The organism is Roseovarius azorensis, from assembly GCF_900109455.1.
GTDB lineage: Bacteria > Pseudomonadota > Alphaproteobacteria > Rhodobacterales > Rhodobacteraceae > Roseovarius > Roseovarius azorensis.
This window is the reverse complement of the sequence record NZ_FOAG01000006.1, coordinates 1-26,723: the sequence shown is the minus strand read 5'-3', so window position 1 is coordinate 26,723 and position 26,723 is coordinate 1. Positions and strand designations below refer to the sequence as shown.

General features: G+C 63.7%; 28 protein-coding genes. 13 read left to right on the top strand and 15 right to left on the bottom strand.

Going from position 1 to position 26,723, the window contains the following annotated elements; genetic code table 11:
• Positions 1-9 precede the first annotated feature (9 nt).
• Together BSG08_RS10190 and BSG08_RS10185 are read left to right on the top strand one after the other, a co-directional pair.
• Positions 10-1,542 carry a flagellar hook-length control protein FliK gene (locus BSG08_RS10190; RefSeq protein WP_175544756.1) on the top strand — a complete coding sequence of 511 codons (1,533 nt, stop codon included), beginning with the start codon at positions 10-12 and terminating at the stop codon, positions 1,540-1,542.
• A 12-nt stretch (positions 1,543-1,554) separates the two neighbouring features.
• A complete protein-coding gene (locus BSG08_RS10185) occupies positions 1,555-2,238 on the top strand; it encodes a flagellar hook capping FlgD N-terminal domain-containing protein (RefSeq protein ID WP_093036111.1) in 684 nt (227 codons plus the stop codon).
• 46 nt (positions 2,239-2,284) lie between these two features.
• On the opposite strand, the gene ubiB is transcribed toward BSG08_RS10185, so the two are convergent.
• Positions 2,285-3,817: a 2-polyprenylphenol 6-hydroxylase gene (ubiB, locus tag BSG08_RS10180; RefSeq protein ID WP_093036108.1), complete on the bottom strand. Its 1,533-nt coding sequence runs from the start codon at positions 3,815-3,817 to the stop codon at positions 2,285-2,287.
• Positions 3,818-4,561 (bottom strand): bifunctional demethylmenaquinone methyltransferase/2-methoxy-6-polyprenyl-1,4-benzoquinol methylase UbiE, encoded by a 744-nt coding sequence (gene ubiE / locus BSG08_RS10175; RefSeq protein WP_093036105.1) that lies wholly within the window; start codon positions 4,559-4,561, stop codon positions 3,818-3,820.
• Between the two features lie 87 nt (positions 4,562-4,648).
• Here ubiE and mutM point away from each other — a divergent pair, with 87 nt between their 5' ends.
• Entirely contained in the window at positions 4,649-5,500 is an 852-nt protein-coding gene (gene mutM / locus BSG08_RS10170) for a bifunctional DNA-formamidopyrimidine glycosylase/DNA-(apurinic or apyrimidinic site) lyase (protein ID WP_093036102.1), read from the top strand.
• A 64-nt stretch (positions 5,501-5,564) separates the two neighbouring features.
• The gene (locus tag BSG08_RS10165) at positions 5,565-6,341 is read left to right on the top strand and encodes an enoyl-CoA hydratase (protein ID WP_093036099.1); all 777 of its coding nucleotides are present in this window, start codon (positions 5,565-5,567) and stop codon (positions 6,339-6,341) included.
• Positions 6,342-6,620: 279 nt separating this feature from the next.
• Here the strand turns inward: BSG08_RS10165 and BSG08_RS10160 are convergent, their stop codons facing one another.
• The gene (locus BSG08_RS10160; protein ID WP_093036096.1) at positions 6,621-7,607 is read right to left on the bottom strand and encodes an adenosine kinase; all 987 of its coding nucleotides are present in this window, start codon (positions 7,605-7,607) and stop codon (positions 6,621-6,623) included.
• Entirely contained in the window at positions 7,604-8,248 is a 645-nt protein-coding gene (gene nth, locus BSG08_RS10155) for an endonuclease III (protein ID WP_093036093.1), read from the bottom strand. Before nth ends, BSG08_RS10160 begins: the two co-directional genes overlap by 4 nt.
• A gap of 98 nt (positions 8,249-8,346) precedes the next feature.
• Here nth and BSG08_RS10150 point away from each other — a divergent pair, with 98 nt between their 5' ends.
• Together BSG08_RS10150 and BSG08_RS10145 are read left to right on the top strand one after the other, a co-directional pair.
• Positions 8,347-9,180, top strand: a complete 834-nt coding sequence (locus tag BSG08_RS10150) for a methylated-DNA--[protein]-cysteine S-methyltransferase (protein ID WP_093036746.1) — start codon at positions 8,347-8,349, stop codon at positions 9,178-9,180.
• A gap of 127 nt (positions 9,181-9,307) precedes the next feature.
• Positions 9,308-9,967, top strand: a complete 660-nt coding sequence (locus tag BSG08_RS10145) for a YiaD family glycine zipper/OmpA-like lipoprotein (RefSeq protein ID WP_093036090.1) — start codon at positions 9,308-9,310, stop codon at positions 9,965-9,967.
• A 53-nt stretch (positions 9,968-10,020) separates the two neighbouring features.
• Here the strand turns inward: BSG08_RS10145 and BSG08_RS10140 are convergent, their stop codons facing one another.
• Genes BSG08_RS10140 through BSG08_RS10130 form a run of 3 tightly spaced genes read right to left on the bottom strand, consistent with a single transcriptional unit; the run spans position 10,021 to position 13,566 of the window.
• Positions 10,021-11,523, bottom strand: a complete 1,503-nt coding sequence (locus tag BSG08_RS10140) for a heme biosynthesis protein HemY (protein WP_093036087.1) — start codon at positions 11,521-11,523, stop codon at positions 10,021-10,023.
• 19 nt (positions 11,524-11,542) lie between these two features.
• Positions 11,543-12,784 carry a hypothetical protein gene (locus BSG08_RS10135; protein ID WP_093036084.1) on the bottom strand — a complete coding sequence of 414 codons (1,242 nt, stop codon included), beginning with the start codon at positions 12,782-12,784 and terminating at the stop codon, positions 11,543-11,545.
• Between the two features lie 47 nt (positions 12,785-12,831).
• Entirely contained in the window at positions 12,832-13,566 is a 735-nt protein-coding gene (locus BSG08_RS10130; RefSeq protein ID WP_093036081.1) for a uroporphyrinogen-III synthase, read from the bottom strand.
• A 74-nt stretch (positions 13,567-13,640) separates the two neighbouring features.
• On the opposite strand from BSG08_RS10130, the gene tsaD reads away from it, so the two are divergent.
• From tsaD to BSG08_RS10110, 4 genes are read left to right on the top strand one after another with little or no spacing between them, the layout of a single operon-like run.
• On the top strand, positions 13,641-14,738 hold the full coding sequence (tsaD, locus tag BSG08_RS10125; protein WP_093036078.1) for a tRNA (adenosine(37)-N6)-threonylcarbamoyltransferase complex transferase subunit TsaD: 1,098 nt from the start codon (positions 13,641-13,643) through the stop codon (positions 14,736-14,738).
• Positions 14,735-15,691 carry an NAD(P)H-dependent glycerol-3-phosphate dehydrogenase gene (locus BSG08_RS10120; protein ID WP_093036075.1) on the top strand — a complete coding sequence of 319 codons (957 nt, stop codon included), beginning with the start codon at positions 14,735-14,737 and terminating at the stop codon, positions 15,689-15,691. The genes tsaD and BSG08_RS10120 overlap by 4 nt, the downstream gene beginning before the upstream one ends.
• Entirely contained in the window at positions 15,691-15,960 is a 270-nt protein-coding gene (locus BSG08_RS10115) for a YciI family protein (RefSeq protein WP_093036073.1), read from the top strand. The genes BSG08_RS10120 and BSG08_RS10115 overlap by 1 nt, the downstream gene beginning before the upstream one ends.
• A complete protein-coding gene (locus BSG08_RS10110; RefSeq protein ID WP_093036070.1) occupies positions 15,960-16,379 on the top strand; it encodes an EVE domain-containing protein in 420 nt (139 codons plus the stop codon). The genes BSG08_RS10115 and BSG08_RS10110 overlap by 1 nt, the downstream gene beginning before the upstream one ends.
• A gap of 315 nt (positions 16,380-16,694) precedes the next feature.
• Here the strand turns inward: BSG08_RS10110 and BSG08_RS10105 are convergent, their stop codons facing one another.
• The 4 genes from BSG08_RS10105 to ectA are packed head-to-tail and all read right to left on the bottom strand — an operon-like array spanning position 16,695 to position 20,425.
• Positions 16,695-18,131, bottom strand: a complete 1,437-nt coding sequence (locus BSG08_RS10105; protein WP_093036068.1) for an aspartate kinase — start codon at positions 18,129-18,131, stop codon at positions 16,695-16,697.
• A 35-nt stretch (positions 18,132-18,166) separates the two neighbouring features.
• Complete coding sequence (locus tag BSG08_RS10100; RefSeq protein ID WP_093036065.1) at positions 18,167-18,559, bottom strand: ectoine synthase; 393 nt, start codon at positions 18,557-18,559, stop codon at positions 18,167-18,169.
• 4 nt (positions 18,560-18,563) lie between these two features.
• The gene (ectB, locus tag BSG08_RS10095; RefSeq protein ID WP_093036062.1) at positions 18,564-19,856 is read right to left on the bottom strand and encodes a diaminobutyrate--2-oxoglutarate transaminase; all 1,293 of its coding nucleotides are present in this window, start codon (positions 19,854-19,856) and stop codon (positions 18,564-18,566) included.
• A 50-nt stretch (positions 19,857-19,906) separates the two neighbouring features.
• Positions 19,907-20,425, bottom strand: coding sequence for a diaminobutyrate acetyltransferase (gene ectA / locus BSG08_RS10090; RefSeq protein ID WP_093036059.1), 519 nt, complete (start codon positions 20,423-20,425; stop codon positions 19,907-19,909).
• Between the two features lie 247 nt (positions 20,426-20,672).
• Here ectA and BSG08_RS10085 point away from each other — a divergent pair, with 247 nt between their 5' ends.
• Positions 20,673-21,149 (top strand): MarR family winged helix-turn-helix transcriptional regulator, encoded by a 477-nt coding sequence (locus tag BSG08_RS10085; protein ID WP_093036743.1) that lies wholly within the window; start codon positions 20,673-20,675, stop codon positions 21,147-21,149.
• Positions 21,150-21,623: 474 nt separating this feature from the next.
• On the opposite strand, the gene BSG08_RS10080 is transcribed toward BSG08_RS10085, so the two are convergent.
• The 3 genes from BSG08_RS10080 to BSG08_RS10070 form a co-directional block, all read right to left on the bottom strand.
• Positions 21,624-21,965 carry a DUF2853 family protein gene (locus BSG08_RS10080; protein ID WP_093036056.1) on the bottom strand — a complete coding sequence of 114 codons (342 nt, stop codon included), beginning with the start codon at positions 21,963-21,965 and terminating at the stop codon, positions 21,624-21,626.
• Positions 21,966-22,163: 198 nt separating this feature from the next.
• Complete coding sequence (ahcY, locus tag BSG08_RS10075) at positions 22,164-23,558, bottom strand: adenosylhomocysteinase (protein WP_093036053.1); 1,395 nt, start codon at positions 23,556-23,558, stop codon at positions 22,164-22,166.
• Between the two features lie 71 nt (positions 23,559-23,629).
• Positions 23,630-23,938 carry a hypothetical protein gene (locus tag BSG08_RS10070; RefSeq protein WP_093036050.1) on the bottom strand — a complete coding sequence of 103 codons (309 nt, stop codon included), beginning with the start codon at positions 23,936-23,938 and terminating at the stop codon, positions 23,630-23,632.
• Positions 23,939-24,158: 220 nt separating this feature from the next.
• On the opposite strand from BSG08_RS10070, the gene BSG08_RS10065 reads away from it, so the two are divergent.
• Both BSG08_RS10065 and BSG08_RS10060 read left to right on the top strand, forming a co-directional pair.
• Entirely contained in the window at positions 24,159-25,016 is an 858-nt protein-coding gene (locus BSG08_RS10065) for an FkbM family methyltransferase (protein WP_245770658.1), read from the top strand.
• A 29-nt stretch (positions 25,017-25,045) separates the two neighbouring features.
• Positions 25,046-25,639, top strand: coding sequence for an HD domain-containing protein (locus BSG08_RS10060; protein WP_093036044.1), 594 nt, complete (start codon positions 25,046-25,048; stop codon positions 25,637-25,639).
• Here BSG08_RS10060 and BSG08_RS10055 read toward each other — a convergent pair.
• Positions 25,636-26,634, bottom strand: coding sequence for a glycosyltransferase family 2 protein (locus BSG08_RS10055; protein ID WP_093036740.1), 999 nt, complete (start codon positions 26,632-26,634; stop codon positions 25,636-25,638). The two genes, BSG08_RS10060 and BSG08_RS10055, sit on opposite strands and share 4 nt — an antisense overlap.
• Positions 26,635-26,723: the final 89 nt, after the last annotated feature.

Genomic DNA, 26,723 nt, shown 5'->3' with positions numbered 1-26,723 from the left:
AGCGTGATGATGCTGCCTTCCCCCATGCCCGCAGGCGTCGCCCTGTCCGCCCAGGCCTTTGTGAACGGCCATGACGGCATAGGTCGTGACCGGTCGCAGGCCGCTGACAGCCGCACGGCACCGGATTTCGTCCGGATCATGCAGGACGATGCTGATGGCGCGACGGACATCGCCCCGCCGCGCGAGGATGCGGATGCCCCGGCGGTTCCGCCCCTCGACATCCTCATTGGGGACGACGGCAAGACGACGGACGCAGCGGCCCTGACCCAGAGGGATATACCGCTTGCAGACACCCTCAAAGGCAGCGCGCCGCCTCTCGATCCGGGCGCTGTAGGGGCCGGGACTGTCGACACGGATGAGCCACGGACGCGCTCGCCAGAGACCACGCCCGCCCGCCCGACGGAACCTGAGACGCACGCGGCTTCCCGAACGCCCGGCATTCATGACAAGGCCGCGCTCCTCCCGGACCGGACAGTGTCGCCGGCACCCGGACAATCGCAGGACAACGGGATGCCGCATGGTCTGGCATCATCCCAGCCCGCAGAGGCCACGACCGGGCGGCCGGAATTACCGCTCCCTTCGGGCGAAGCGGTCGCCGACAGAGCGACTGTCGCAGTCCGAACAGGTGCAGGACCGACCCGGAACATTGGCGACACCGGAAACATGCCCGCCGACGGGGCCGAAACGCGGGTTCGCGGCGTCGATCCGATCGCCCCTTCGCCTGCTGCCTTTGCGACGCGCGACGGTACCCGCATGACAGGCAGGCAGGACGACCCGCTCCTGTCCACCTCTTCACCGGGAGCGGGCATGGCGCCCGCCGCTGCGGCGCGCGACGGCACCGGCATGACAGGCGGGCAGGACGACCCGCTCCTGTCCACCTCTTCACCGGGAGCGGGCATGGCGCCGGCCGCCACGCAGGCACCAGCCGCCACGCAAATGTCTGATCCCCCTCAACCGGCGACTCCGGCGCTGTTGGCTCCTTCCCTCCCACGCCCGTTCACCAGCGCGACAGCAGGCACGGATTTCCCTGCCCTCACTTCAGAGGGCGATGACACGACGCTGCGCCTGGATCTCAGGGGAACCCCAGCAGCCACGTCCGTCAGCGGCCCGATACCCCAGTCCGTCCTGCTCCGTCAGGACCTGCCACAGCAGCTGGCAATTCAGATCGCCTCTGCCGTCCAGAACGGGCGGCCTGATCGTCCGGTCCAGTTGCTCCTGCATCCCGCAGAACTCGGACGGGTGCGCATCAGCCTGAGCGCAACCGATGGAACAGTCAATGTGGCAGTGATCGCGGAACGACCCGAAACGCTCGATCTCATGCGTCGGCACATCGGTATACTGGCGCAGGAATTCCGGGAAATCGGCTATGAGCAGGCCCAGTTCTCGTTCGGCGGCGGTCACTCTGCCCCGTCCGGGCAGAACACCGCCAATCATCGCGGCCCGGATCGGGACCGGACTGCCATGCCCGGCCACACCCTGATCGTTCCGCCACTCGACACCACCGCTTCCCCGATCACGGACCGGCTCGACCTACGCCTCTAGAAAGGAATACCAATGGAAACGACATCTGCCGCGCCGCCGCCTGTCACCGGCGTTTCGCGTGCCGCGACAGCCAACACGGCCCCGCCACAGAATAAAGGCGTGCTCAGTTCCGACTTTGAAACCTTTCTCAAGATGCTGACCGTGCAGATGCGCAATCAGGATCCGCTCAACCCGATCGAATCGGCGGATTTCGCGGTGCAGCTCGCGGCCTTTTCCACCGTAGAACAGCAGGTCCGCACGAATGATCTGTTGGTCGGTCTGGGGTCGCGGCTCGCGACGCTGGGTCTGGGGCAACTGTCCGGCTGGATCGGCCTTGAGGCGCGCGCCCTGACGCCGGTATCCTTTCGCGGACAGCCTGTCACCCTGACCGCGACGGTTGATCCGCTGGCCGATGCGGCGCAGCTGGTGGTCACCGACGCAAAGGGCATCATCGTGCAGAAACAGACAATCCCGCTGCAATCCGGTCGGATCGAGTGGGCCGGGCTCGACACGGCCGGTCTGCCGCTGCCAGAGGGCACCTACAGGATCTCGGCGCATTCCCTGTCGCAGGGTGAAACGATCGCCCGGCATGACGTCGAGGTGCATGGTCGCATCACCGAGGCACGCCTGGACAACGGTGAGACTGTTGTCGTGATGGAAAACGGCGAGATTATCCCCGCCAGCCGGATACTCGGCCTGCGGCCTGCTGAAAACTGAACCGCAGAGGGTTAGCCGGGCGGCACCTGACACTCAAACATCAATCTCACGCGGCGAACATTAGAAAAAGCATTCCGCCCATCCCCGCAAGCACCCCCAGTCCTGCCCAGGCCAGACGCGCAGGCCAGACAGGGCGCTGCGCAGGCTGCGGCGGCGCGGATTGCCGGATGATCGCCGCTTCGACCAGCCCCGGCAGGCGCGGACCATAGCGTGACAGCACCGCCGCCAGACGCCCCAGATCACGCAGCGCGGCGCGCGGACCGATCGTTTGCTTGATATAATCCTCGACGACGGGCCGGGCGACCTGCCAGATATTGATCTGCGGATTGAGGCTGCGCGCCACCCCCTCCACCACCACCATGGTGCGTTGCAACAGGATCAGTTCGGTGCGCGTCTCCATCCCGAACCGCTCTGTCACCTCGAAAAGATAGCTGAGCAGACTGCCCATGGAAATCTTGCTGGCATCCATGCCAAAGATCGGCTCGCCCACCGCGCGCAGTGCCCGCGCGAAGGCATCGACATCACGGTCGGCGGGCACATAGCCCGCCTCGAAATGCACTTCGGCGACGCGGCGGTAATCGCGTTTGATGAATCCGTAGAGGATCTCGGCATAGACGCGCCGGGTATATTCGTCGATATGCCCCATGATCCCGAAATCATAGGCGATGATATCACCGTTGGCCGCAACCTTGAGGTTCCCCTGATGCATGTCGGCGTGGAAATAACCGTCACGCAGCGCATGGCTGAGAAAGAGTTGCAGCACCCGCTCCCCCAGATCGGCGCGGTCATGCCCGGCGGCATCGAGCGCCGCATTGTCCCCCAGGGGCACGCCATCCGCCCAGCCCATCGTCATCACCCGCCGCGACGACAGATGCCATTGCACCGATGGCAGTTTGAACCCGGTATCACCGCCGGTATTGGCCGCGAATTCAGAGGCCGAGGACGCCTCGAGCCGCAGGTCAAGCTCGCCCGTCACCACGCCCTCGAAATGCGCGATCACATCCGTCGGGCGCAGACGCCGCGCACCGGGGGCCAGCGTCTCTATCATCCGGGCGGCAAAATAGAATGCGTCGATATCGCGTCGAAAGGCGCGCTCGATGCCGGGGCGCAGGATCTTGACCGCCACGTCAGAGCCGTCCGAGCGCAGGCGCGCCTTGTGGACCTGCGCGATCGATGCGGCGGCGACCGGCGCGCTGAATTCGTCAAACAACGCCTCGACCGGCTGACCCAGTTCCTGCGCGACAGAGCGCTTGGCCACATCCACCGGAAAGGGTGGCAATTTGTCCTGCAGGATCCGCAGTTGCGTGGCAAGCTCTTCACCCACCAGATCGGGGCGGGTGCTGAGGATCTGGCCGAACTTGATATAGGCCGGACCAAGTGCCGTCAGCGCCCGCGGCGCGGGCGGGCTGGCCGGATCCCCCTTGTAACCGAGCCACTGAAAGGGCCAGGCCAGAAACCGCATCGTGCCGCGCAGCAGGGGCGGCGCCTCGAAAGCGTCCATGATCAGGCCCATGGCGCCCGTACGCTCCAGCGTGGCCCCGGTACGGATCAGCCGAAGGATATTGTGCGGTCCGCGCATTCAGATTTTCCAACCCGAATGCAGGCAGGCGATGCCCATGCTCAGATTGCGGTATTTGGCATTCCCGAACCCGGCCTCGCGCACCATCTGCAAGAAGGTCTCCTGATCGGGAAACCGGCGGATCGATTCGACCAGATACTGATAGCTGTCCCGATCGTTGGCGATCACCTGGCCCAGACGCGGAATGATGTTGAAGGAATAGAGATCATAGACCCTCTGCATCAGGTCATTCGGGATCTGGCTGAATTCCAGCACCATCAGCCGCCCGCCGGGTCGGAGCACGCGAAACGCCTCGTTCAGCGCGTCCTGCGGGCGGGTGACGTTCCTGATCCCGAAACTGATCGTGTAAACGTCGAACGTGTTGTCCTCGAACGGCAGCGCCATCGCATCGCCCACCACCCAGTCAAGGCTCGATGCCAGCGCCTCGGCCTCGGCGCGCTTGCGCCCCTCGACCAGCATCGGCTCTGTCAGGTCCAGAACAGTGGCGTGGCCATACCCTGCGCGCTTGAGAAACCGAAAACTGATATCCCCGGTCCCACCCGCCACATCCAGAAGCCTCTGACCGCGGCGCGGCGCGAGCCAGTCCATCATCGCATCCTTCCAGATGCGATGAATGCCCATGCTCATCGCGTCGTTCATCACGTCGTATCTGCTAGCCACGCTGCCAAAGACCCCGCGCACGCGCCCCGCCTTTTCCGACTCGGGCACTTCCTGAAATCCGAAATGTGTGGTTTTCTCGCTCATGGGTCTTGCCGTTCCTTGCATCTCGCTCTTCTTATAGGGCCGATGGGGCGGGATACAATGCGCCCCGATTGCAGGAACCGGACCAATATGCCCGAATTGCCCGAGGTTGAGACAGTCCGCCGCGGCCTCGCCCCGGTGATGGAGGGGCAGGTGATCGCTCAGGCGCAGGTCAACCGCCGCGATCTGCGCCGGCCATTCCCGCCCGGCATGGCCGCCCGGCTGACCGGACAGCGGGTGCTGGGCCTGCGTCGGCGGTCAAAATACATCCTCGCCGATCTCGCCTCGGGCGAGACACTGCTGATTCACCTGGGCATGTCCGGGCGCATGATGGTTTCGGGCGATCCTCTGGGGCGGTTCGTGCATGACCACCCGACACCTGAAAAGCACGACCATGTGGTGCTGGACATGGCGAACGGCGCGCGCATCACGTTCAGCGATCCCAGACGCTTTGGCGCGATGGATCTGATGCCGACCCCGAACGCAGAAGCGCACCCGCTGCTGGCAAGACTGGGACCGGAACCCTTGGGAAATGACTTCAACGAACCCTATCTGGTGGCCAGGCTCAAGGGCCGGAACACGTCCATAAAATCCGCCCTGCTGGATCAGCGCATCCTGGCCGGTCTGGGCAATATATATGTCTGCGAGGCGCTCTATCGCGCGCGCATATCGCCCCGGCGCCGCGCCGGAAACATCTCGGCGCATCGCGTCGCCGCGCTTGTGCCGGTCATTCGCGCGGTGCTGAACACGGCGATCGAGGCAGGCGGGTCATCGCTCCGGGATTTCCGGCAGGCGGATGGCGAACTGGGCTATTTTCAGCACAGCTTTGACGTCTACGGGCGCGAGGGCATGGCCTGTCACACCCAGGGCTGCACCGGCCGGATTGCCCGAATCGTGCAATCCGGGCGCTCCAGCTTCTATTGCCCGCTATGCCAAAGATAGGTTGAACCGGCCGTCAGGAATGATAATGAATCATCCCTGATGGAAACAACTGAAAGCGGATGTCATGGCCTATGAGACGATCATCGTCGAAATAGAAGACCACATCGCCCTCATCAAACTCAACCGCCCCGATGCGCTCAATGCGCTCAACGACCAGCTGATGTCAGAGCTGGCCGAGGCGCTTGGCGAGGCGCAGACCAACGACAGGGTGCGCTGCATCGTCCTGACCGGCTCGGAAAAGGCATTCGCCGCCGGGGCGGATATCAAGATGATGAGCCAGAAGAGCTTTGTCGATGTGTTCACCGAGGATCTCTTTACCGCCGACAGCGATGCGATCGGTCGGGTGCGCAAGCCGATGATCGCCGCCGTCTCGGGCTATGCTCTCGGGGGCGGCTGCGAACTGGCGATGATGTGCGATTTCATCATCTGTTCGGATACCGCCAAATTCGGCCAACCCGAAATCAACCTGGGTGTGATCGCCGGTCTGGGCGGCACGCAGCGCCTGACCCGCTTCGTCGGCAAGTCCAAGGCGATGGACATGAACCTGACCGGGCGCTTCATGGATGCCGAAGAGGCCGAACGCTCGGGGCTGGTGAGCCGCGTCGTCCCCGCCAAGAAGCTGATGGAAGAGGCGATGAGCGCCGCGCAGAAGATTGCCGAGAAGTCGATGATTTCGGTGATGGCGGCCAAGGAGGCGGTGAACCGCTCCTACGAGACGACGCTGCGCGAGGGGCTTCTGTTCGAACGGCGCGTGTTTCACTCGCTCTTCGCCACCGAGGACCAGAAAGAAGGCATGGCGGCCTTTGCTGAAAAACGCGAGGCGCAGTTCCGCGACAAGTGAAGTGGTCCCGCGGGTGCAGGAGGGGCGTTGCCCCTCTTGGCCTTCGGCCAATTCACCCCAGGGTATTGGCGGCCAAGAAGAAGCAAGGTTTTCTTAACCTTCCTGTGCGATGCCTGCAGCGCGGTACAGGCTGGGGAGCCGATGACCGCCCAAGGAGAAGCCGCGCCCGGTCCCGGCCTGCTTCGGCAAGGGTCCGACCGACGTCGGAGCCGGGCGCGCACCTGCTGTTTCTTCTTGGTGTAAATACCCGAATCCAACCCATCCACAGGCGCGACGGGGTCAGATCAGGCCTGCCGCGGCAAATAGTGCCTTCACATCCGTCTCGGGGCGGGCGCCGTAATGGCCGATCACCTCGGCGGCGGCGATACAGCCCATGCGCCCGGCCACCGCAAGCGGCTGGCCGGTGGCAACCCCGTAGAGAAATCCGGCGGCGAACTGATCGCCCGCTCCGGTGGCATCGACGGGGGTGACCGCCTGCACCGGCACGGTCACGGTATCCTCGCCCTCGACCAGCACCACATCATGGCCCGAGCGGGTACAGACGATCAGGCCGCTCTCGACCGCCGCCTGTTCCAGCGCGGCCCCCAGATCTTCGGTCTGGTAGAGCGATTTCCATTCGTGCTCGTTACCGATCACGTAGTCGAGATCACGCACCAGCCGCCGGAAATCGTCGCGGTGGCGGTCGACGCAGAACGGATCGGACAGTGTGATTCCCGCCTTGCCCCCGCCCGTCCGCGCGGCCCTTGCCGCAGCCAGAAAGGCCGCCTTGCCCTTGGGTTTGTCGAAAAGATAGCCTTCGAGAAACAGGATACCCGCCTGCCCCGCCACCGCGTCGGGCACGTCGCCCTCGTCCAGTTCGGTGGAGATGCCCAGATAGGTGTTCATCGACCGCTCGCCATCGGGTGTGACAAAGATCATCGAGCGCGAGGTGGGCAGGGCGCCATCGGCGCGCGGCGGGTTGACGAAATCGGTGCCAACATCGGTCATGGCCTGCGCGTAGAACCGGCCCAGTTCGTCATCGCTGACCCGCCCGATGAACCCGGTCGAGAGGCCGAGCGCGCCCAGGCCCGCGATCGTATTGGCGACCGAACCACCGGGCATCTGCCGCCGCGCCTGCATCTGCGTATAGAGATATTCGCCGCGCTCCTGCTCGATCAGTTGCATAACGCTCTTTTCGATTCCCATGCGCGTCAGAAAGGCGTCGTCGCACTGGCTGATCACGTCCACGATGGCATTGCCGATGCCGACGGCCTGGTATCTGGTCATAGGGTCTTGTCCTCGAATATGCAGAGATCACGGATCAGGCAGGTGCCGCACATCGGCTTGCGCGCCTTGCAGGTATAGCGGCCGTGCAGGATCAGCCAGTGATGCGCATGCTGCTGAAAGTCGACGGGCACGTGATCCTCGATGGCGCGCTCGACCGCCGCCACGTCCCGACCCGGACAGATGCCGGTGCGGTTGCCGACGCGAAAGATATGCGTATCCACCGCCTGCGCCGGGTAATGCCACCACATGTTGAGCACCACATTGGCGGTCTTGCGCCCCACACCGGGCAGCGATTGCAGCGCGGCGCGGGAATTCGGCACCTCGCCGCCATGCTCCTCGATCAGGATGCGGCTCAGTTTCATCACGTTTTTCGCCTTGTTGCGATAGAGGCCGATGGTCCTGATATGTTCGATCAGCCCATCCTCGCCCAGATCAACCATCTTTTGCGGCGTGTCGGCGACCTGAAACAGCGCCCGCGTGGCGCGGTTGACGCCGACATCGGTGGCCTGCGCCGAAAGAGCGACCGCCACGAGCAGGGTATAGGCATTGACATGCTCCAACTCGCCCCTCGGTTCGGGCTCTGCCGCCTGAAAGCGGGAAAAGATCGCGCGGATCGTGTGATAGTCGAGTTGCTGCACCATGATCGTTCTATGCCGGGAAACGGCAAGATGAGCAACATTCGGGTCGCGGGGTGCGCGCAAACGCCCTATCTTGGGGTCACAATGACAGGATCACGATGATGAACATGCCCCCTGAACGCAGCTATCATTACAACGTCATGCGCCGCGCCATCGACCTGATCGACGCTGGAGGCGAGGCGCTGCCGCTGGATCAACTGGCGCGCGAGATGGGCATGAGCGCCGCGCATTTCCAGCGGCTCTTTTCCGCCTGGGTCGGGGTATCGCCCAAGCGCTATCAGCAATATCTGACGCTTGGACATGCCAAGACGCTGCTCGCGCAGCGCTTTACCACGCTCGCGGCTGCGGATGCGGCGGGCCTGACCGGCGGCGGGCGGCTACACGATCTGTTTCTGCGGTGGGAGGCGATGAGTCCCGGCGAATTCGCCAGGCAGGGTGCGGGGCTGGTGATTCATTATGGCTGGTTCGACAGCCCCTTTGGCGAGACGCTGGCCATGGGCACGGATCGCGGCCTTTGCGGTCTGGCCTTTGCCGAAGAGTTCGGCCGTGCGGTCGCCCTTGCCGACATGCAGGCGCGCTGGCCCCGCGCCGCCTATCGCGAGGCCCCGGACAAGATCGCCCACTGGGTCAGTTCAGCCTTTGCCGGGCGGGGCGAGGCGGCGCTGCACATGATCGGCGCACCGTTCCAGATCAAGGTCTGGGAGGCGCTGTTGCAGGTGCCTTCGGGACATGTCACGACCTATTCCGAAATCGCGCAGGCGATCGGCAATCCCCGTGCCGTGCGCGCCGTGGGCACGGCGGTGGGTCGCAATCCCGTAAGTTTCCTGATCCCCTGCCACCGGGCGCTGCGCAAATCCGGCGCGCTTGGCGGCTATCACTGGGGGCTTCCCGTGAAACGTGCGATGCTGGCCTGGGAGAGCGCGCGCGCCGAATGATAGGCGGAAACCTGCGTGCGCCCTGCCGGATTTTTCTCTTGTTTGGCCTTGGGGTAGGCAGTGTTATTGCATATCATCGCCCCAGACCCGATCCATCGGGACGGTTTAATCAATGAGGCTAATATTCATGACCAGAGCACGCAAACCCCTGATGTGCATTTCCGTCACAGCGCTTTTTCTCGCTGCGGCCTGCACTGATCCCTCTTATGTCAACGGCACTGACCCGAACCAGAAGGCCAAACAAGGCGCAGTCATGGGCGGTCTGCTGGGTGCGGGCGTCGGTGCGCTTGCCAGCGACAAGAAGGCCAAGGGCGCAATCATCGGCGGCGTGATCGGCGCAGCGGGCGGCGCGGCCATCGGCAGCGCTCTGGACCGGCAAGAGGCGGAACTGCGCCAACAGCTTGACGACGATGTGCAGATCGTCAACACCGGCGACCGCCTGATCCTGACCATGCCGCAGGATATCCTGTTCGCGGTAGACAGCTTTACCGTCGCCCCCGGTCTGCGCGGCGACCTGCTCAAGGTGGCGCAGAGCCTGCAGAGATATCCCAACACCACGGTGCAGGTGGTCGGCCATACCGACAGTGACGGCGCGGCCAGCTATAACCAGTCCCTGTCGGAACGCCGCGCCAATGCCGTTGCGTCCGTGCTGATGGATGGCGGTGTGCCGTTCAACCGCATCCGGGCCTTTGGCCGGGGCGAGGATCAGCCGGTGGCGTCCAACCTGACCCCTGCGGGCAAGGCTCAGAACCGCCGCGTCGAAATCGTGATCCTGCCCAACGCCTGAGCCGGGCATCGGTCACCACAGGCAAGGCCCCCGCCCGATGGTGCGGGGGCTTTTTAATGACCGGAAACGTTCTGTCGGGGAATGTCGGTATCTTCATCCTCGGTGATGAATTCGGCATCGACAACCGGCGGCTCATCCCCATCGTCCTCTTCCGTCGCGCTGTCCCCGGAACGGTCCTCGACCGAGCCGACGATCAACGGCAGCATTTCCAGTCCGGTCGGCGCAGAGATCGGAGAACTCGGGGGTGAGCGCCAGCTGAGCGTATCGAACGAATGGCAATTCTCGCAGGCCGGTGCCCATTCCGAGTGGATGTGCAGGCAGTTGTCGCACACCCATTGCGGTCCGCGCGGCGCGCTGAGCGCGCGCGCCAGCCAGCCCTTGACCACCGCGTCGGGTGCTCCCTCGCCGCGCTCGATGGCCGCCATGATGGTCAGCGCGCGGGCGTCCGGCTCGATCTCTGCCAATGTGCCGAGCGCGCGGCGCGCGGCGGGAAAATCCTCTGCCGCCAGATTCAACTCGGCCTCCAGCAGCCGGGTTTCACGATTGTCGGGATGCACCTTGAGCAGCTTGGCAAAGCGTTTCAGGCGCTGCGCAGGGGTCTCGTCGGGCTCGATCGCGGCAAAGGCGGCCGCCAGATCGGGATGCGGATGCATCAGCCAGGCCTTGTTTATGACCCGCAGCGCGTTGCGCTTGTTGCCCTGTTCGGCATAGCCGCGCGCCGCCAGCACCGCCGCCGGAATGAGATCGGGCGACAGGCGGTTGGCCTCGATCGCGGCCTCACGCGCCTCGATGGTCTTGCCCTCGTCCAGCACATCGCGCGCCTCCGAGAGCGCCAGAACCGCATCGCGGCGTTTGTGGACATCGCGCGGCAGGCTGCCGTATTTCAGCTTGGCGCCCAGCGTCGCGCGCGCGCCTTTCCAGTCGTGCTTCTCGGCCTGCAACTGCAACAGCGTATCCTGCACCTCGGCGTGGCGCGGCTTCAGCGCAAAGGCGGTCTGCGCCAGCTTCAGCGCCGTATCCGTGTCGCCCGCGGCCAGTTTCTGACGCAGGATACCATGCACGCCGACAAAACGGGTCTTGTCGTTCTGTAGCAGACGTTTGTAGACCTCTTCCGCCTTGCGCCGGTCGCCCGACATCTCTGCCGCCTGCGCCGTGATCAGGTTGGTCAGCGCCGGTTTGCGCAGGTATTTCTCGGCCTTGGCGGCCTTGGCCATGGCCAGATTTCCCTCGCCGGAGGCCAGCGCCAGCATCCCCTCGCTGAGCGCGCGATACCCCTTTTCCTGTCGGCTGCGGTCGAAATAGCGCGACAGCGCCGTTTCATCACCATTGATGAATTTCAGAACCGCCACCAGCATGCCGGCAATTTTCATGAGCAACCAGATCGCCAGCACCATCAGCGCCAGTGCAATCACAGCCTTGAGCGGCGTGAGGTTGATCTCGACCCCGGCCATGACGACGCGCACGCCGCCTTCAAGTTCCAGCAGGTAGCTCGCGCCAAGTGTCACGGCCGCCACCAGGGCGATGAAAACTGCAATCTTGATAATCGACCAAAGCATGACGCCCGCCTTTTTTATCTCAATTCAATGTCCCGGCCAGTTCCTCGGCAGCGATAAGCGCTTCCTTGCGGCGCGTGGCCAGATCGGCCCAGTCGGCCAGTGCCGCGCGCGCGCCCTCGGACAGGGTCTCAATCTCGGCCAGAGCATCGCCAAGCCGACCCTCGCCCAGAGCCGCCTCGGCCCGCGACAACACCGCGTCGGGATCGTCGCCCTCACGCGGGGTCAGCGACCGCAGGCCGAGCTGGCTCTTGAGAAATCCGCCCAGCCCTGCCGTTTCCTCGCCGCTTGCCAAACGGGCCTCGGCCAATGCCGCGCGCGCGGCGTCCGGAAAGCGTTCGGTCAGCATGGCCTGTGTCGGCACACCGGTTTCGGCCATGTCGGCAAGGGCGGCGGGCACCTCCACCCCGGTTTCGCGCAGATCGGCCAGGGCGGTCGCGAAATCGTTGCCACTGTCAAGCGCGGTCAGGATGCGGGTCAGCGCGGCCCGGCGCAGCGTGGCCCGCGCGCTGTCGCGCGCCGCCGCCTCGCTCGCCTCTGCTTCGGCCTTGAGCGCGTCAACCTCGGCGCGCTGCGCCTCCAGCATTGCGCGCAGGTCTTGCAACTCGGCCTCTGACACACCGTCATTCGTTTCCGGTTGGGGGCGTTTCTCCAGCGTGGCGATACGCGCCTCTAGGGCCGACATCTGCTTGGTCAGGACGGCCAGGGTTTCGCCAAGCCCGTCAACCTCGCCACTCAGATCGGGCGGCAGCGACATTCCCCCGATCTGCGCATTCAGATCGTTCAGCCGTTGGTCCAGTGCCGCAAGCTCCTGATTGACACGCGCCTCAACCCCCGAAGCGTCGGTTTCGAACCATTGAGACGGTAGAACATAGGACGCAGCCAAGACGCCGATCCCGGCAGCAGCGACCCCGCCCAGCAACATCGCCCAGAAACCACCCTGTCGCACGATGACCTGTTCGGTCGTCACCACCGGCGCGGGTGTTTCGGATTGCGGGCGGTCGTCCTGTCCGGCGGGGGCATCGGGTGTCTCGTCCGGGACGGGGTCAGGGTAAGACCCCTCAGGGGCGGTTCGGCCCGCAACGTCGGGGGTTTGCGGTTTTTTGCCGGGTGCCTTCTGCGCCGCGCCGCTGGTTTCATCCGCAGGCCGGGCAGAGGCCGTGTGATCCCCTGAATTCGGCGTATCGTCGGTAATCGGTGCCTCGGTTTCAGGCGTAGCGTCAGCCTCTGCCTTGTCCTTTGCAGGTTTCCTTGTGTTCGCCACGAGTTGTCACCTTTTCGAATCTTGCCGCGCCTGATGTCCATTTGACCTTACTGCGCGTGTTTTCCACCCTCAAGCCGCTTGGCCCGCTCCACCAGACCATGCAAAACATCGAGGATACCCTCAGCATCCGGCGTTTTGGCAGTCTGAACGGCCAGGGCCACGCCTTCGGGCACCATTTCGGCCACCTTGCGGCTGATCGCCGCGACAAGCAGCGGTGCCGTCGCCGCGCGGGCCTGCTCAAAGAACAGTCGCGCGCTGCGCGGCGACATCAACGGCAGAATAACCGGCCCTGCCCCGACAAGGCAATCGCGTGCCACGCGGTTCAGATCCGTCGCGATCTGGTCATAGACCACCGCATCCTGCGCCACATGCCCTGCCCTGCGCAACGCGCCCACGATATCCGCGGCAACATGCGCCCCCCGCAGATGCAGGAACGGCCCCGAGCATCCGTCATCGGCGATGCGCGCCAGCAACGCCCCGGCATCGCCTCCGGCAGAGACCGCACGCAGCCCCGCCTCCTGCGCCGCCACAGCCGTCGCATCGCCCACGGCATAGCACGCCAGATCACGCCGGTCGGTCAGGCGGCAGAACCCTGCGACACCATGGCGTGACGTAAAGATCAACACCTCATTCCCGCTCAGGTCAGGCAAGACACCGCGATAGGCGATCCGCATCACCGGCGCGCAGAGGATCGTCACCGCATCGCCAAGGCTGGCCCGGACCTGATCGGCAAACCGGCTGGCCTCGGGTTCGGGCCGGGTGATCAGGATCGTCACGGTCATCCGCTGTCCAGAGTTGTTGCCTGATGTAATCGGTGTTACCTGCCAAGCACCCATCAAGCAACAGGCGAGGCACGATGCCCCCCCCGCTGACCATCCTTGGCCTGGAGAGCAGCTGCGACGACACCGCCGCCGCACTCCTGCGCATGGAACCGGATGGCCCGGCGCAAATCCTGTCGTCGGTCGTCCTTGGCCAAACCGCGCTGCATGCCGGGTTCGGCGGGGTCGTGCCCGAAATCGCGGCGCGCGCGCATGCCGAGAAACTCGACACATGCGTGCGCGAGGCGCTGATGCGGGCGGGCATGACGCTGGCGGATGTGGAGGCGGTGGCCGTGACCGCCGGACCGGGTCTGATCGGCGGGGTGATCGCAGGCGTGATGTGCGCCAAGGGAATCGCGGCGGGCACCGGTCTGCCGCTCGTCGGCGTCAACCATCTGGCCGGTCATGCACTGACCCCACGCCTGACGGATCAGGTGGCCTATCCATACCTGATGCTGCTGGTGTCAGGCGGGCATTGCCAGTTTCTGATCGTGCGCGGGGCAGACGATTTCACCCGCCTTGGCGGCACCATCGACGACGCCCCAGGCGAAGCGTTCGACAAGGTTGCGCGCCTTCTAGGCCTGCCACAGCCGGGCGGGCCGATGGTCGAACGCGAGGCCTTGTCGGGGGATGAGGCACGATTTCGCTTTCCCCGTCCGCTGCTGGACCGTCCCGGCTGCGACATGTCCTTTTCCGGGCTGAAAACCGCCCTGCTGCGGGCTCGCGACACGATTGTGGCTGAAAATTCCGGTCTCACCCGGCAGGACCGCGCCGATCTCTGCGCCGGGTTTCAGGCGTCGGTGCGCGATGTTCTGGCCGAGAAAACCCGCCGCGCGCTTGCCGCCTATCTCGACGACACCCCGGCACAGCCGGTGCTTGCCGTAGCCGGCGGGGTGGCGGCAAATGCCACGATCCGCCTGGGATTGGAAACCGTCGCCTCCGAAATCGGCGCACGCTTTGTTGCGCCGCCTCTGGCGCTCTGCACCGACAATGCCGCGATGATCGCCTATGCGGGGGGCGAACTCCTTGCTCTTGGCCGACGCGATGACATGACCCTCGTCGCCCGCCCCCGCTGGCCGCTGGATCAGACCAGCCCTGCCATGCTGGGCAGCGGCAGGAAGGGTGCCAAGGCATGATTCTGATCTGTGGTGCAGGGGCATTCGGCACGGCGCTGGCGATCTCCCTGGCGCAGAACGGGTCCGTCACCCTCTGGGCCCGCGACCCGGATCACGCGGCAGAGATGCAGGCCAGCCGCCAGAACGCCCGCCGCCTGCCCGGTGTATCACTGCCGGATACGATCACCATCGCAACCGGCCCGGTTCACGGCGGCGATACGCCCTGCCTGCTGGCAATGCCGATGCAGACGCTCGGCGGCTTTCTGCGGGATCACGCCACGGCTCTCGCGCATCGTCCCCTCGTCGCCTGCTGCAAGGGCATGGATCTGACCACCGGCCTTGGCCCCACCGCGCTCATCGCCCGCACCTGTCCCGGGACCATCCCGGCCATCCTCACCGGCCCCAGCTTTGCCCGCGACATCGCTCTGGGCCTGCCGACCGCGCTCACGCTCGCCTGCGCAGACGACGCAACAGGCAAAACGCTTCAGACAGTTCTCACGACCCGGACTCTCCGTCTCTACCGGACCACCGACACCATCGGCGCGGAACTGGGCGGCGCGCTCAAGAACGTAATCGCCATTGCCTGCGGCGCGGTAATGGGTGCCGGGCTGGGCGAGAGCGCGCGCGCCGCCCTGATGACCCGCGGCTTTGCCGAGATGAACCGCCTGGCCCATGCGCTCGGCGCGCGTCCCGAGACATTGGCGGGTCTCTCGGGCCTTGGCGATCTGGCGCTGACCTGCACCTCGGATCAGTCGCGCAACTACCGCTATGGCCAGAGCATCGGGCGCGGCGTCGGGTTCGATCCCGCCGTCACCGTCGAAGGCATAGCCACCGCCCATGCCGTGCTGCACCGCGCCCGGTCGCTTGAACTCGACATGCCTGTCACGCAGGCGGTCACATCCCTTGTCAAAGGCGAATTGCGTGTGCATCAGGCGATGGATATGTTGCTCTCACGACCACTGAAGGAAGAATGATGCTGATTGCCCTGATTGCCCGCGACAAACCCGGTGCCCTGCAAACCCGCCTCGACAACCGCGAGGCGCATATCGCCTATCTCAAGGACACCGGCGTGGTGTCTCAGGCCGGTCCGCTGCTGAACGAGGGCGGCGAGATGATCGGCTCGCTGATCATCCTCGATGTCGCGGATATGCAGGCCGCACAGGACTGGGCCGCGAATGATCCCTACGCCAGGGCCGGGCTGTTTTCCGGGGTCGAGCTGATCCCATGGAAAAAGGTGATCTGATGCGCTACTGGCTGTTCAAATCCGAACCCTCGACCTGGGGCTGGCAGGATCAGCTGGCCAGGGGTGACGCGGGCGAGGAATGGGACGGCGTGCGTAACTATCAGGCCCGCAATTTCATGCGCGAGATGGCCGTGGGCGACCGGGGCTTCTTCTACCACAGCCAGTCTGAAAAGGCCGTGGTCGGCACCGTCGAGGTGATCGCCGAGGCGCATCCCGACAGCAAGGCGGACGATCCCCGCTGGGAATGCGTGGATATCAGGGCGCTCGAGACGGCCAGAACCCCCGTCACGCTTGAAACGATCAAGTCCGACCCGCGCCTTGCCGACATGGTGCTGGTGAAGAACTCGCGCCTCTCGGTTCAGCCGGTCACGGCAGAGGAATGGCGCGTGATTTGCGGGCTGGCCGGGTTGACGGCCTGAACCTCCCCCGAAACGCGAACGGAGGATGTCGGCGCAAACCGACACCCTCCGCCACCCACGTGCTCCCGGCGCACCACACGTGTAACTGATAAGGTATCGGCCATACTGGCCCGCACATCCCGAGAATACTCCAGATGTGCGGCTTCACCAACTGACGAATGTCGTGCATTTCTGACAAACTTGACCAATCCTGTGTTCCGGCAGGTTGCGATGCGGCAGGGATCTGCGGGTCAAGCCCGGGGATGACGGGGCAGGTGACGGACCGCTTCCGCCCCGATCCCTGTCATCATCCGGCCTGACCGGATGATCCCCCGATCAGGCGGCCTTTCTCGGGAGATGCGTCGCGTCCCCCTCTATCAGCACACGGTGCAATGCGGTGATACCCGTCTCCATGTCCGTGGCCGCCAGCACGAACTGCACATCCACGCTGCGCGGCGTCTGATGCGCGGCGATCACCTCGATTCCCGCTTCCTCCAGCGCGGCGAGTCCCCGGCTCAGCACCTTGAGCCCCGTCAGATCCCGCCCGATGGGCGAAACCACCGAGAGCGTGCGCGCCGAGACCCTGGCGGAGGGATAGATCTCTTCCAGATCGCGCGCCACACGCCGCACCAGCTTGAGCGAGGCATGGACATAATGCGTGATCGTGTTGGCGTTGGAAGTCTTGGACACGATCCAGACATTGTGCCGCTTGAGCGCCTCCAGAATGGCCGCGTCATAGCCTTTGACGCCAACCATATCCTGCTCGAACAGTTCCAGCGCCACAACCTTCAACCCCGTCACGATCTCCACGCTCGGGCTATCGGTCGGCTGATCGTCGATCAGCGTGCCCGGATCGCCCGGATCAAAGGCATTGGTCACCCGCAGCGCCACATCCGCCTGGCGCAGCGTCTTGGCCGCCTTGGGGTGGATCGCCTCCATCCCGAGGTTCGACAACTGGTCCGCGACGTCGTAATTCGTATGGCCCAGCTTGCGCACGGCCTCTTCGCCGACCAGCCTGGGATCGGCCGAGGACAGGTGAAATTCCTTGTGAATGATCGCCTCTTTCGCCCCCGTATGGGCAGCGATCCGCGCGAATGTCACCTCGGAATAGCCCCGGTCAAACTCGCGCATCAGCCCTTCGGTGCATTGCGCATAGCCGGTGACGATCGGCATCTCGCTGGACAGGTCCACATCGTCCAGCCCCGCCGCGATCCGTTCGGACAGCGTATGCTCGGCCTCGTCGCGCCAGCCGCTCAGGTCGATGAACCGCGCATTCACCCCCGCCCGCTGTAGCAGAAGCGTGGTGACAAAGGCCGAATGCGCCTCGCCCAGCCCGGACAGCAATTCGCGGATGACCAGCATGTGATCGCTCAGGCGGAAATGCCCGTAAGAGCACAGTCGTTGCAGGTCAAACAGGCACGACCGCGCCCCCTCGATCCGTTCGCGGACGAATTCATCGGCCATGCCACGATCACCCGGATGCGCCAGGATGTCACCATGCGCCTCAGCCATCGCGCGCCCCACCTCGGTCAGCGCATCCAGCCAGCCATGATCGTCGTCACCATTGGCAAACCGCGCATAAACACCCGGCTGCCCGGATTTCTTGTGCTCCAGCAACAGGTTCGTGATCCCGCCAAAGGCCGAAACCACAAAGATGCGGTGATAGAGCCTCCCGCGCTCGCGGTCGCCGACAAAGAGCGTGTTCAGCAACTCGGCCACGCGGCTCATGGATGTGCCGCCGATCTTTTCGACGGTGTGTTCCGGAAATTTCATATCCTCTACCCGGACGGGCGGCCCGGGCCCTTTTGTCAGGCGCTTGCCAGCGCGTAGGATCCATCTGCCTGATGCACTTCCTTGCCGGTCACCGGCGGATTGAAGACGCAGGCCATCACCAGTTCTTCATCGGCACGCAGGATGTGGCGATCGTGCTTGTCCAGCGCATACATCACGCCGGGCTTGATTTCATGGGTCTCGCCCGTGGCCAGATCGGTGATCGAGCCTTTGCCCTGCATGCAATAGACGCTCTCGAAGTGGTTCTTGTATTCGAACGTGTGCTCCGATCCCGGCTCGAGGAACGTGATGTGGAACGAAAACCCCATCCCGTCATCCGCAAGCAGCATCCGCACGCTGGACCATTGCGCGTCCGAGACGACGCGCTCACGCTCCTGCTCGATGATCTTGTTGAAATCCCTGACAATCATGGCGTTACTCCGCTGCAAATCTGGTTGTTGCCGTTACATCGCGGGCGGCATCCAGCAGGATGTTCAGCCCCTTGCGAAAGGTTGCCTCGGGCGTCGTCAGCGGCGCCAGAACCTTGACCACCTCGTCGGATGCACCCGAGGTTTCGATGATAAGCCCTTTTTCAAAGGCGCGTGCGCAAATCTCGCCGGCCAGGGTGCCGGAACCGACATCAACCCCCTGCATCATGCCCCGCCCCTTGAGCCGCGCGCCGGGGATCTCGTTGGCAATCAGTTGCAACCCCTCGCGCAGCATCGCGGATTTTGCGGCGATGGATTTCTGGAACACGTCGTCCTTCCAGAACTTCTCCAGCGCCACCCGCGCGGTGACAAAGGCATGGGTATTGCCGCGAAACGTGCCGTTATGCTCTGCCGGGCCCCAGATGTCATGCTCGGGCCTGATCAGCAGCGCGGCAAAGGGCAGGCCCATCCCGGAAAACGATTTCGCCATCGGAATCAGATCCGGCTCTATCCCCATCTCCTCGAAGCTGAAGAAGGTGCCGGTGCGCCCGCACCCCGCCTGAATGTCATCGACGATCAGCAGCGCGCCATGCTCTTTGGCCAGCCGTGCGATCCCCTGCATGAAGGCGGTCGAGGCGGCGTTCAGCCCGCCCTCGCCCTGCACCGGCTCGATGATGAACGCAGCGGGCGCGTCGATCCCGCTCGACGGGTTCGACAGCATTTCCGCGATGATGTGCAGGCTGTCCACACCCTCGCCGAACGCACCTTCATAGGGCATGCGCGACACGTCGTTGAGCGACACCGGCCCCGCCCCCGTGCGCTTGCCCGCGTTGCCGGTCGCGGCCAGCGCACCCATGGTCATGCCGTGAAACCCGTTGGTAAAGGCAATGATGTTGCGCCGCCCCGTGACCTTGCGCGCCAGCTTCATCGCGGCCTCGACCGCGTTGGTGCCGGTGGGGCCGGTCATCATCACCTTGTAGTCCATGCCGCGCGGTTTCAGGATGATTTCCTCGAACGCGGTCAGGAAACCGGCCTTGGCATCGCTGTGCATGTCCAGGCCATGGGTGATTCCGTCGGCGGTGATATGCTCAATCAGCGCAGCCTGCATGTCCGGGTCATTGTGCCCGTAGTTAAGCGAGGAACACCCCGCCAGAAAGTCGATATAGGTGCGCCCGTCGGCGGTGGTCAGTTCCGCGCCTTTCGCCTTGACGAAGGATTTGGGAAAGCTGCGGCAATAGCTGCGCGCCTCGGATTCGCGGCGCTCGAAAATAGCAAGATCGGCTGACTGTTCAGTCGGCATGATGTGTTCCTTTGTGTGATTGGGGAATAGGGCGGGCAGGTGGCCTGTGATCAGGCCGCCTTTTTCATCCGCTCCTTCATGGCGATGGTGACCATGTATTCGGTATCGTGCAGATCGTTGAAATGCAGCGATTTCGAGAAATAGGGCGTGCTCGACAGTTCGCCGTCGTTGAGATCGCTGAACTTGCGAAAGAGTGCCCAGCTCGCGGCATTATCACGGGTGATCGTGGTCTGCAGCCGCGCCACATCCCTGCAGTTTTCGCGCGACAGAAGGCCACGCAGCATCAGCGTGCCAAGGCCGGTGCCCCGCGCCTTCTCCGACACGGCCACCTGCCAGACGAACAGCGTCTCGGGATCGTCGGGAAGGATATAGCCTGACACCCAGCCGACAATCTCGCCATTCAGCTCGGCCACGATGCAGGTATCGCGAAAATGATCGCATTGGATCAGGTTGCAATACATCGAATTCTCGTCGAGCGGCTTGCAGGCCCGGATCAGCTCCCAGATCGCCGCGCCATCCTCGGAAGACGGTTTGCGCAGGGTTGGCAGAGCTTTCCGAAACATCTCCATTGCATGTCGCATCGGTGGTATGACCTCTCTATTTGCTTCGTTTTACTAAATATAATAAGCCACCTTGGAAATCAACCTTGATGATTCACTTGGTGTAATTTGCGCAAATTATCGCAAAATTCTTACTTTTTGAGCAAAAATGCTCTATATATTTAATTAGCTAACTAAATTAATTTGCACCGGAGGAATGAAATTGCAATTGAGCGACAGCTTTGCGACCATAACGGCCATCACGAAAGGGGCCCGCATGGACCGCACAGACCAAAGCCTGATCGCCCTGCGCCGCATTCTGCGCGCGACCGAGATATACGGGCGCAAACTGGCCAATGCCGCCGGGCTGACGGCCGTGCAATTCCGGGTTCTGCAGATCGTCGCGGACCGGGGCAGTTGCACGGCGACCGAGATCGCCAGCCAGATGCGGGTATCGCAGGCGACGGTAACCGCGCTTGTGGACAAGCTGGTGAAACACGGCGTGGTCCTGCGCGAGAAATCCGAGACGGATCGCCGCCAGACCAACATCGTCATCACCGAGGCTGGCCGTAACACGATCCGCCGCGCGCCCGATGCGCTGCAACAGCGCTACGTGCGCAAGTTCGAGGCCCTCGAGGATTGGGAACAGGCACAGCTCGTCGCCTCGCTCGAACGTGTGGCGACGATGCTCGACGCCGAAACCATCGACGCCTCGCCGGTTCTGGATGTGGGCGACCTGCGCAGCGCGTCCTGAGGGGATGGAAACGCCCGCCGGATCGGCCGGCATCGGGCTGACAGTCCGCGCCGGGGTAACGCCGGCCAGGATCGGCTGAACGGTTGGCAAACCGACAGAGGACGGACGGGAACCTCCGGGCGCTGCCCCCGCCGGAGATGACCGGAGTAGCGCGACATTTCATGGCAGGAAGGTGACAAGGGTCGGGTGCAGGATGTACCGGACGTTCCATAGTCCGAGAGGCGTGCGGACGGGACTCAGACGGCGGATTTTCCAACACAGCGCCCTCTGCCGGGGATAACCGCAGGGGTCATTACCCGCCCCGGATGACATGTCATATATGACATGTCATGGCACGAAGGTGACGAGGGTCGGGTGCAGGAGGCGCGACAGGACTCAACCCGCAAGCCTGCCAACGCCCACCACCGCCAGAAAAAGCCGGGGGTGTCAGCGCCCTGACGCCCGCCGCATCGGCGGTGCGGCTGGATCCGGGGATCAGCGGAAAACGGATTCCTTGCCGAAATGCTTGGTCAGCATGTAGTAGACCACCGCGCGATACTTGTTACGTTCGGATTTGCCGTAGGTTTCGATCACCAGATTGATCGCATCCATCAGGGCGGGGCTGTCGGCAAGACCAAGTTTCCTGATCAGAAAATTGTTCTTTACGGTTTCCAGTTCGGACGGCTGAGTGCCCGCGACAGTCGAGGCATCGGCATCGTAAATCGCGGGACCACAACCAATTGTGACCTTGGTCAGCAGATCCATATCCGGCTCCATCCCACATTTCCTGCGCAGGTCATCCGCATATTGAGCAATAAGATCGTCACGTTTTCCCATAAATTTTCTCCCTAATGCACGGCTGACAGCCGGATTATCTATTAATCAAGCCCCGAAACAGGTGCCAAGGGAACGATAACGACAGATCATTCACGCTCAAAGGGAAAATTGCCACGGCCTTCGCCTCGTCAGCCTCCCGAACAAAAACACCCGCCAGCCATGGCCAGCGGGTGCGGATCGGGCATAGCAATGATGCGCTCAGTAGCGATATTGCTCAGGCTTGAACGGGCCGTCGGGGCTTACTCCGATATAGTCGGCCTGATCAGGGCGCAGTTGGGTCAGCTTGACGCCGATCCGGTCCAGATGCAGGCGCGCCACCTTTTCATCCAGATGCTTGGGCAGGACATAGACCTCGTTCCTGTAGGCATCGCCCTTGGTCCAGAGTTCGATCTGCGCCAGAACCTGATTGGTGAAAGACGCAGACATCACGAACGATGGGTGGCCCGTGGCATTGCCAAGATTCAGCAGACGCCCCTCCGACAGCAGGATGATCCGGTTGCCCGAGGGCATCTCGATCATGTCCACCTGGTCCTTGATATTGGTCCATTTGTGGTTCTTGAGGCTGGCCACCTGAATTTCGTTGTCGAAATGGCCGATATTGCCGACGATCGCCATGTCCTTCATCTCGCGCATGTGCTCGATGCGGATCACGTCCTTGTTGCCGGTAGTGGTGATGAAGATATCGGCGGTGTTGATCACATCCTCCAGCACGACCACCTCGAACCCGTCCATCGCCGCCTGAAGTGCGCAAATGGGATCGACCTCGGTCACCTTGACGCGCGCACCCGCGCCGCGCAACGACGCGGCGCTGCCCTTGCCCACGTCGCCATAGCCGCAGACCACGGCGACCTTGCCCGCCATCATCGTATCGGTGGCGCGGCGGATGCCGTCCACCAGACTTTCCTTGCAGCCATACTTGTTGTCGAATTTCGACTTGGTGACAGAGTCATTGACGTTGATCGCCGGAAACGGCAGATGCCCCTTTTCCATCATCTTGTAGAGACGATGCACGCCGGTGGTGGTCTCCTCGGACACGCCCTTGATCATGTGGCGCTGTTTCACGAACCAGCCGGGGCTTTGCTGCATACGCTTCCTGATCTGCGCGAAAAGGGCAACCTCTTCCTCGGAGGTGGGGGTTGCGATCAGATCGGTCTCGCCCTCCTCGACCCGCGCGCCCATCAGGATATAGAGCGTGGCATCGCCGCCATCGTCGAGGATCATGTTGGCGCCGCCCTCGGGAAACTGGAAAATCCGGTCGGCATAGTCCCAGTATTCCTCCAGCGACTCGCCCTTGATCGCGAATACCGGCGTTCCACCCTCGGCAATCGCCGCTGCCGCGTGGTCCTGAGTAGAGAAAATGTTGCAGGACGCCCAACGCACATCGGCCCCCAGTTCCACCAGCGTCTCGATCAGCACAGCGGTCTGAATGGTCATGTGCAGACTGCCCGCGATGCGCGCGCCCTTCAGCGGCCTGGTCGCGCCATATTCCTTGCGCAAGGCCATCAGCCCGGGCATTTCGGTTTCCGCAATATCCAGTTCCTTGCGCCCGAACGCCGCCAGGCCGATGTCCTTGACGATGTAATCCTTTGCCATCTGGGGTGGCTCCTTGCTGATACGATTTCGCAAGGCAGATAGCATTCACCCCCCGGATCGGCAATGCGCGATTAGCCGGCGACGCCTTCGGGGGTGGCGCGCGGACCGTCATTCCAGTGCTGCCCGGTGGCCACGATACAGCTGACACCATCGGGCCGGGTGACAAAGACAGTGAAACTGCCCGTCTCGCCAGAGGCCCAGACCTCCAGCAATTGTTGCGGGTTCTGCAGGCCGCCGCCGATCAGATGCTCCTTGTAGCGGTTCTCCAGCCGCTCGACCAGCGACTCGCGCGGCAGGCAGGTGATACCCTGGGCATGGGCTGGCGGGGCAAGCGCCGCCGCGCCGAATACCAGAGCAGTGCAGAAGAGACGTTTGAACATGGGTATTCTCCTTGATGCAGGGCGCTGATGCGCCGGTTTCCACATACTGAATCTGGGGATGCCAAGTCATCCGCGCACTAAAAATCGACACACAAGCGCGTGTGGTCGCGGTGTTTTGGGTTTGCGTCCGGACCCTGCTGTCACTACCTCTGCCGCCATGACAGCGCCTCGCCGCCTCACCTTTTCCGGCCCTTCCGCCCGCTTGCAACATGCGCTGCTGATGGGGCTCTTCCGGCTTGCCGTGACGCGCGGTCTTTATGGCCGCTTCGCACGCGGGCTGGGCAGGGTGTTCCACCCCGAGAATGCCGTTTTCCTTCATGCCGACGGCGCCGCCCCCTATCGGATTGCCCTCAACGACGGCTACTGGACGCGCTTTGCCCTCTATCATGCGCCCTACGAGCCCGAAGTGGCCCGGGTGCTGACAGCTGCGCGCGAGGCCACACCGCTCTTTTGCGACCTGGGGGCCAACAAGGGCTACTGGACCACCCGCGCCGCGCCGCTGTTCGATCAGGTGATCGCGGTCGAGGCGTCAGAGACGACCTTTGCCGAACTGTATGGAAACGCCTCGAGACTGCACAACGTGTCGCTCCACCACGCTGCCATTCATGCGAGATCCGGCGAGATACTCACCTTCGTCAACACCCATCTCAGCCACGCCTCGGCGCGGCTGATGGGCGATGCGCCGCCGGGCGCAAGGGACCGGACAGAGAGCGTGCCAACGCTGGCCATCGACGACCTGGTGCAAGAGGGGATTGCCGCCCTCATCAAGCTCGATGTCGAGGGCGCGGAGGTGGCGGCCATATCGGGCGCCGCCCGCGCACTGGCGCAGGGCGCGGTGCTGATTTACGAGGATCACGGCAACGACCCCGCCTGCACGGTCAGCGCGCATCTGCTGGGTCTGCCCGGCATGCGGATCTATTCCATCGAAGCCGGGCTTGCCCCGATGCCCGACACCGCCACAATCCGCGCGCTCAAGACCGATCCTTACAAAGGCTACAATTTCCTGGCCGCACGCGCGGATTCACCGCTCTTGGCGGCAATTGCGGAGCGCTTTGCAAATCCCGTCAACTCCGGCTAGTCAGAAGCATCCACAGACCCGGAGGCCCCATGCCCAAACCCCGCGCCTGGCAAAAGATGCTCTCGGGCCGCAGGCTCGACCTGCTCGATCCCACGCCCGTCGATATCGAGATCGAGGATATCGCCCACGGACTCAGCTTTGTCGCCCGCTGGAACGGGCAAACAGTGGGCGATTTCGCCTATTCGGTGGCCGAGCATTCGCTGCTGGTCGAACGGCTCTTTATCCGGCTTGCCCCTCGTGCATCCGCGCGATGGTCGCTGGCGGCGCTGTTGCATGACGCGCCCGAATACGTGATCGGCGACATGATTTCCCCGGTCAAGAACGCGGTCGGACCGGGCTATGACGATCTCGACAAACGGCTTTCGGCGGCAATTCACATCCGTTTCGGCCTGCCCGCGACGATCCCGGCTGAGACCAGGAAACTGATCAAGAAGGCTGACAAGATCAGCGCCTGGATGGAAGCGACCGAAATCGCGGGCTTTACCGTGGCCGAGGCGGACCGGTTCTTTGGCAAGCCGGACCCGAAGGTGATCGGCGATCTGACGATCGAACTGCGCCCGCCGACCGAAACCCGCGCCGCCTATCTGGCGCGGCATCATGCGCTGATGCGCGCCATCGGTTAGACCCAGCCGCCGCGCGACATGAGACCCATCGCCTCAAGCTGTCGCCAGCCGGTCAGGCGCGTGGAATGCGCACTCCACAGATCGGGGTCTCCGGTCAGCGCGTCGTAATAGGCGTCATAAAGCGGGCTGTTGGCGAAATGCTCCTGCCGCTGTTTCTCCACACCCGCACGTTCGACCACCGTGTTCAGGAACTTGCTGTGCAGCAGAACGCCCGACGTGATCTCGCCCCCCCGATCGTCATAGACATGATTCAGCCGCCGGGGCAGCAGCGCATGTGTCGAGCTGACATAGGCATAGCGGCGGTTCCATTTCACCAGCGGCACCTTGCCCATCGTCGGCGCGCGGCGTGGGTCCTGAGCAAAGAACGCCCGCGCGCGCGCGCCGCCTTGGATCCAGAGGTTCCCCAGGTCGCTCTTGCGCCGGATCATGTAGTTGCCCGCATCAAACCAGGACAGTGTCCCGAATGGATCATCGCCCGCGTGATAGGAATGCTCGCCCAGCCGCCCCTTGGGATACATGTCCAGCATCAGCGCGCCAAAGGACTCTCGCCCCCGACATTCCAGCCAGGCGCAGAGCGCGGGCAGCGGGCGGGTCTCCCAATGGGGATAGATCAGGCATTCGTCGGCATCCAGCGTCAGGCACCAATGCCCGTGCGCATGCCGCATCTGCAACCACGTCAGCCAGTCGACGCCAAAGCGCGACCGCTTGTAACTGTGGTCCGTGACCCAGAGCGAGACATCCGGTTGCGCGGTCAGAAATTCGCGCGTGCCGTCATCGCTGGCATTGTCGACGATCAGGAAATGCCTCACACCCAACCGCCGGTGATGGTTCAGAAAATAGGGCAGGCGCAGCGCCTCGTTGCGCACCGTGCTGAGACCCAGGATGTCATCCGGCGCGATCTGCGCCGTGCGGTCGATGACCGGCGTCAGTTGCCGCCGCTTGCGCAGGCTGCGCCAGAGCAGACGGCGGCGTTTCCACCGCAGGCGATACGCCATCGCCAGATCGTTCAGCCTGTCCAAACTGCCCGTGCCCGTTCCTGTTTTGCGCCCCGAGGCAAGGTTGTCGCTATTTCTCGTAATGTCCA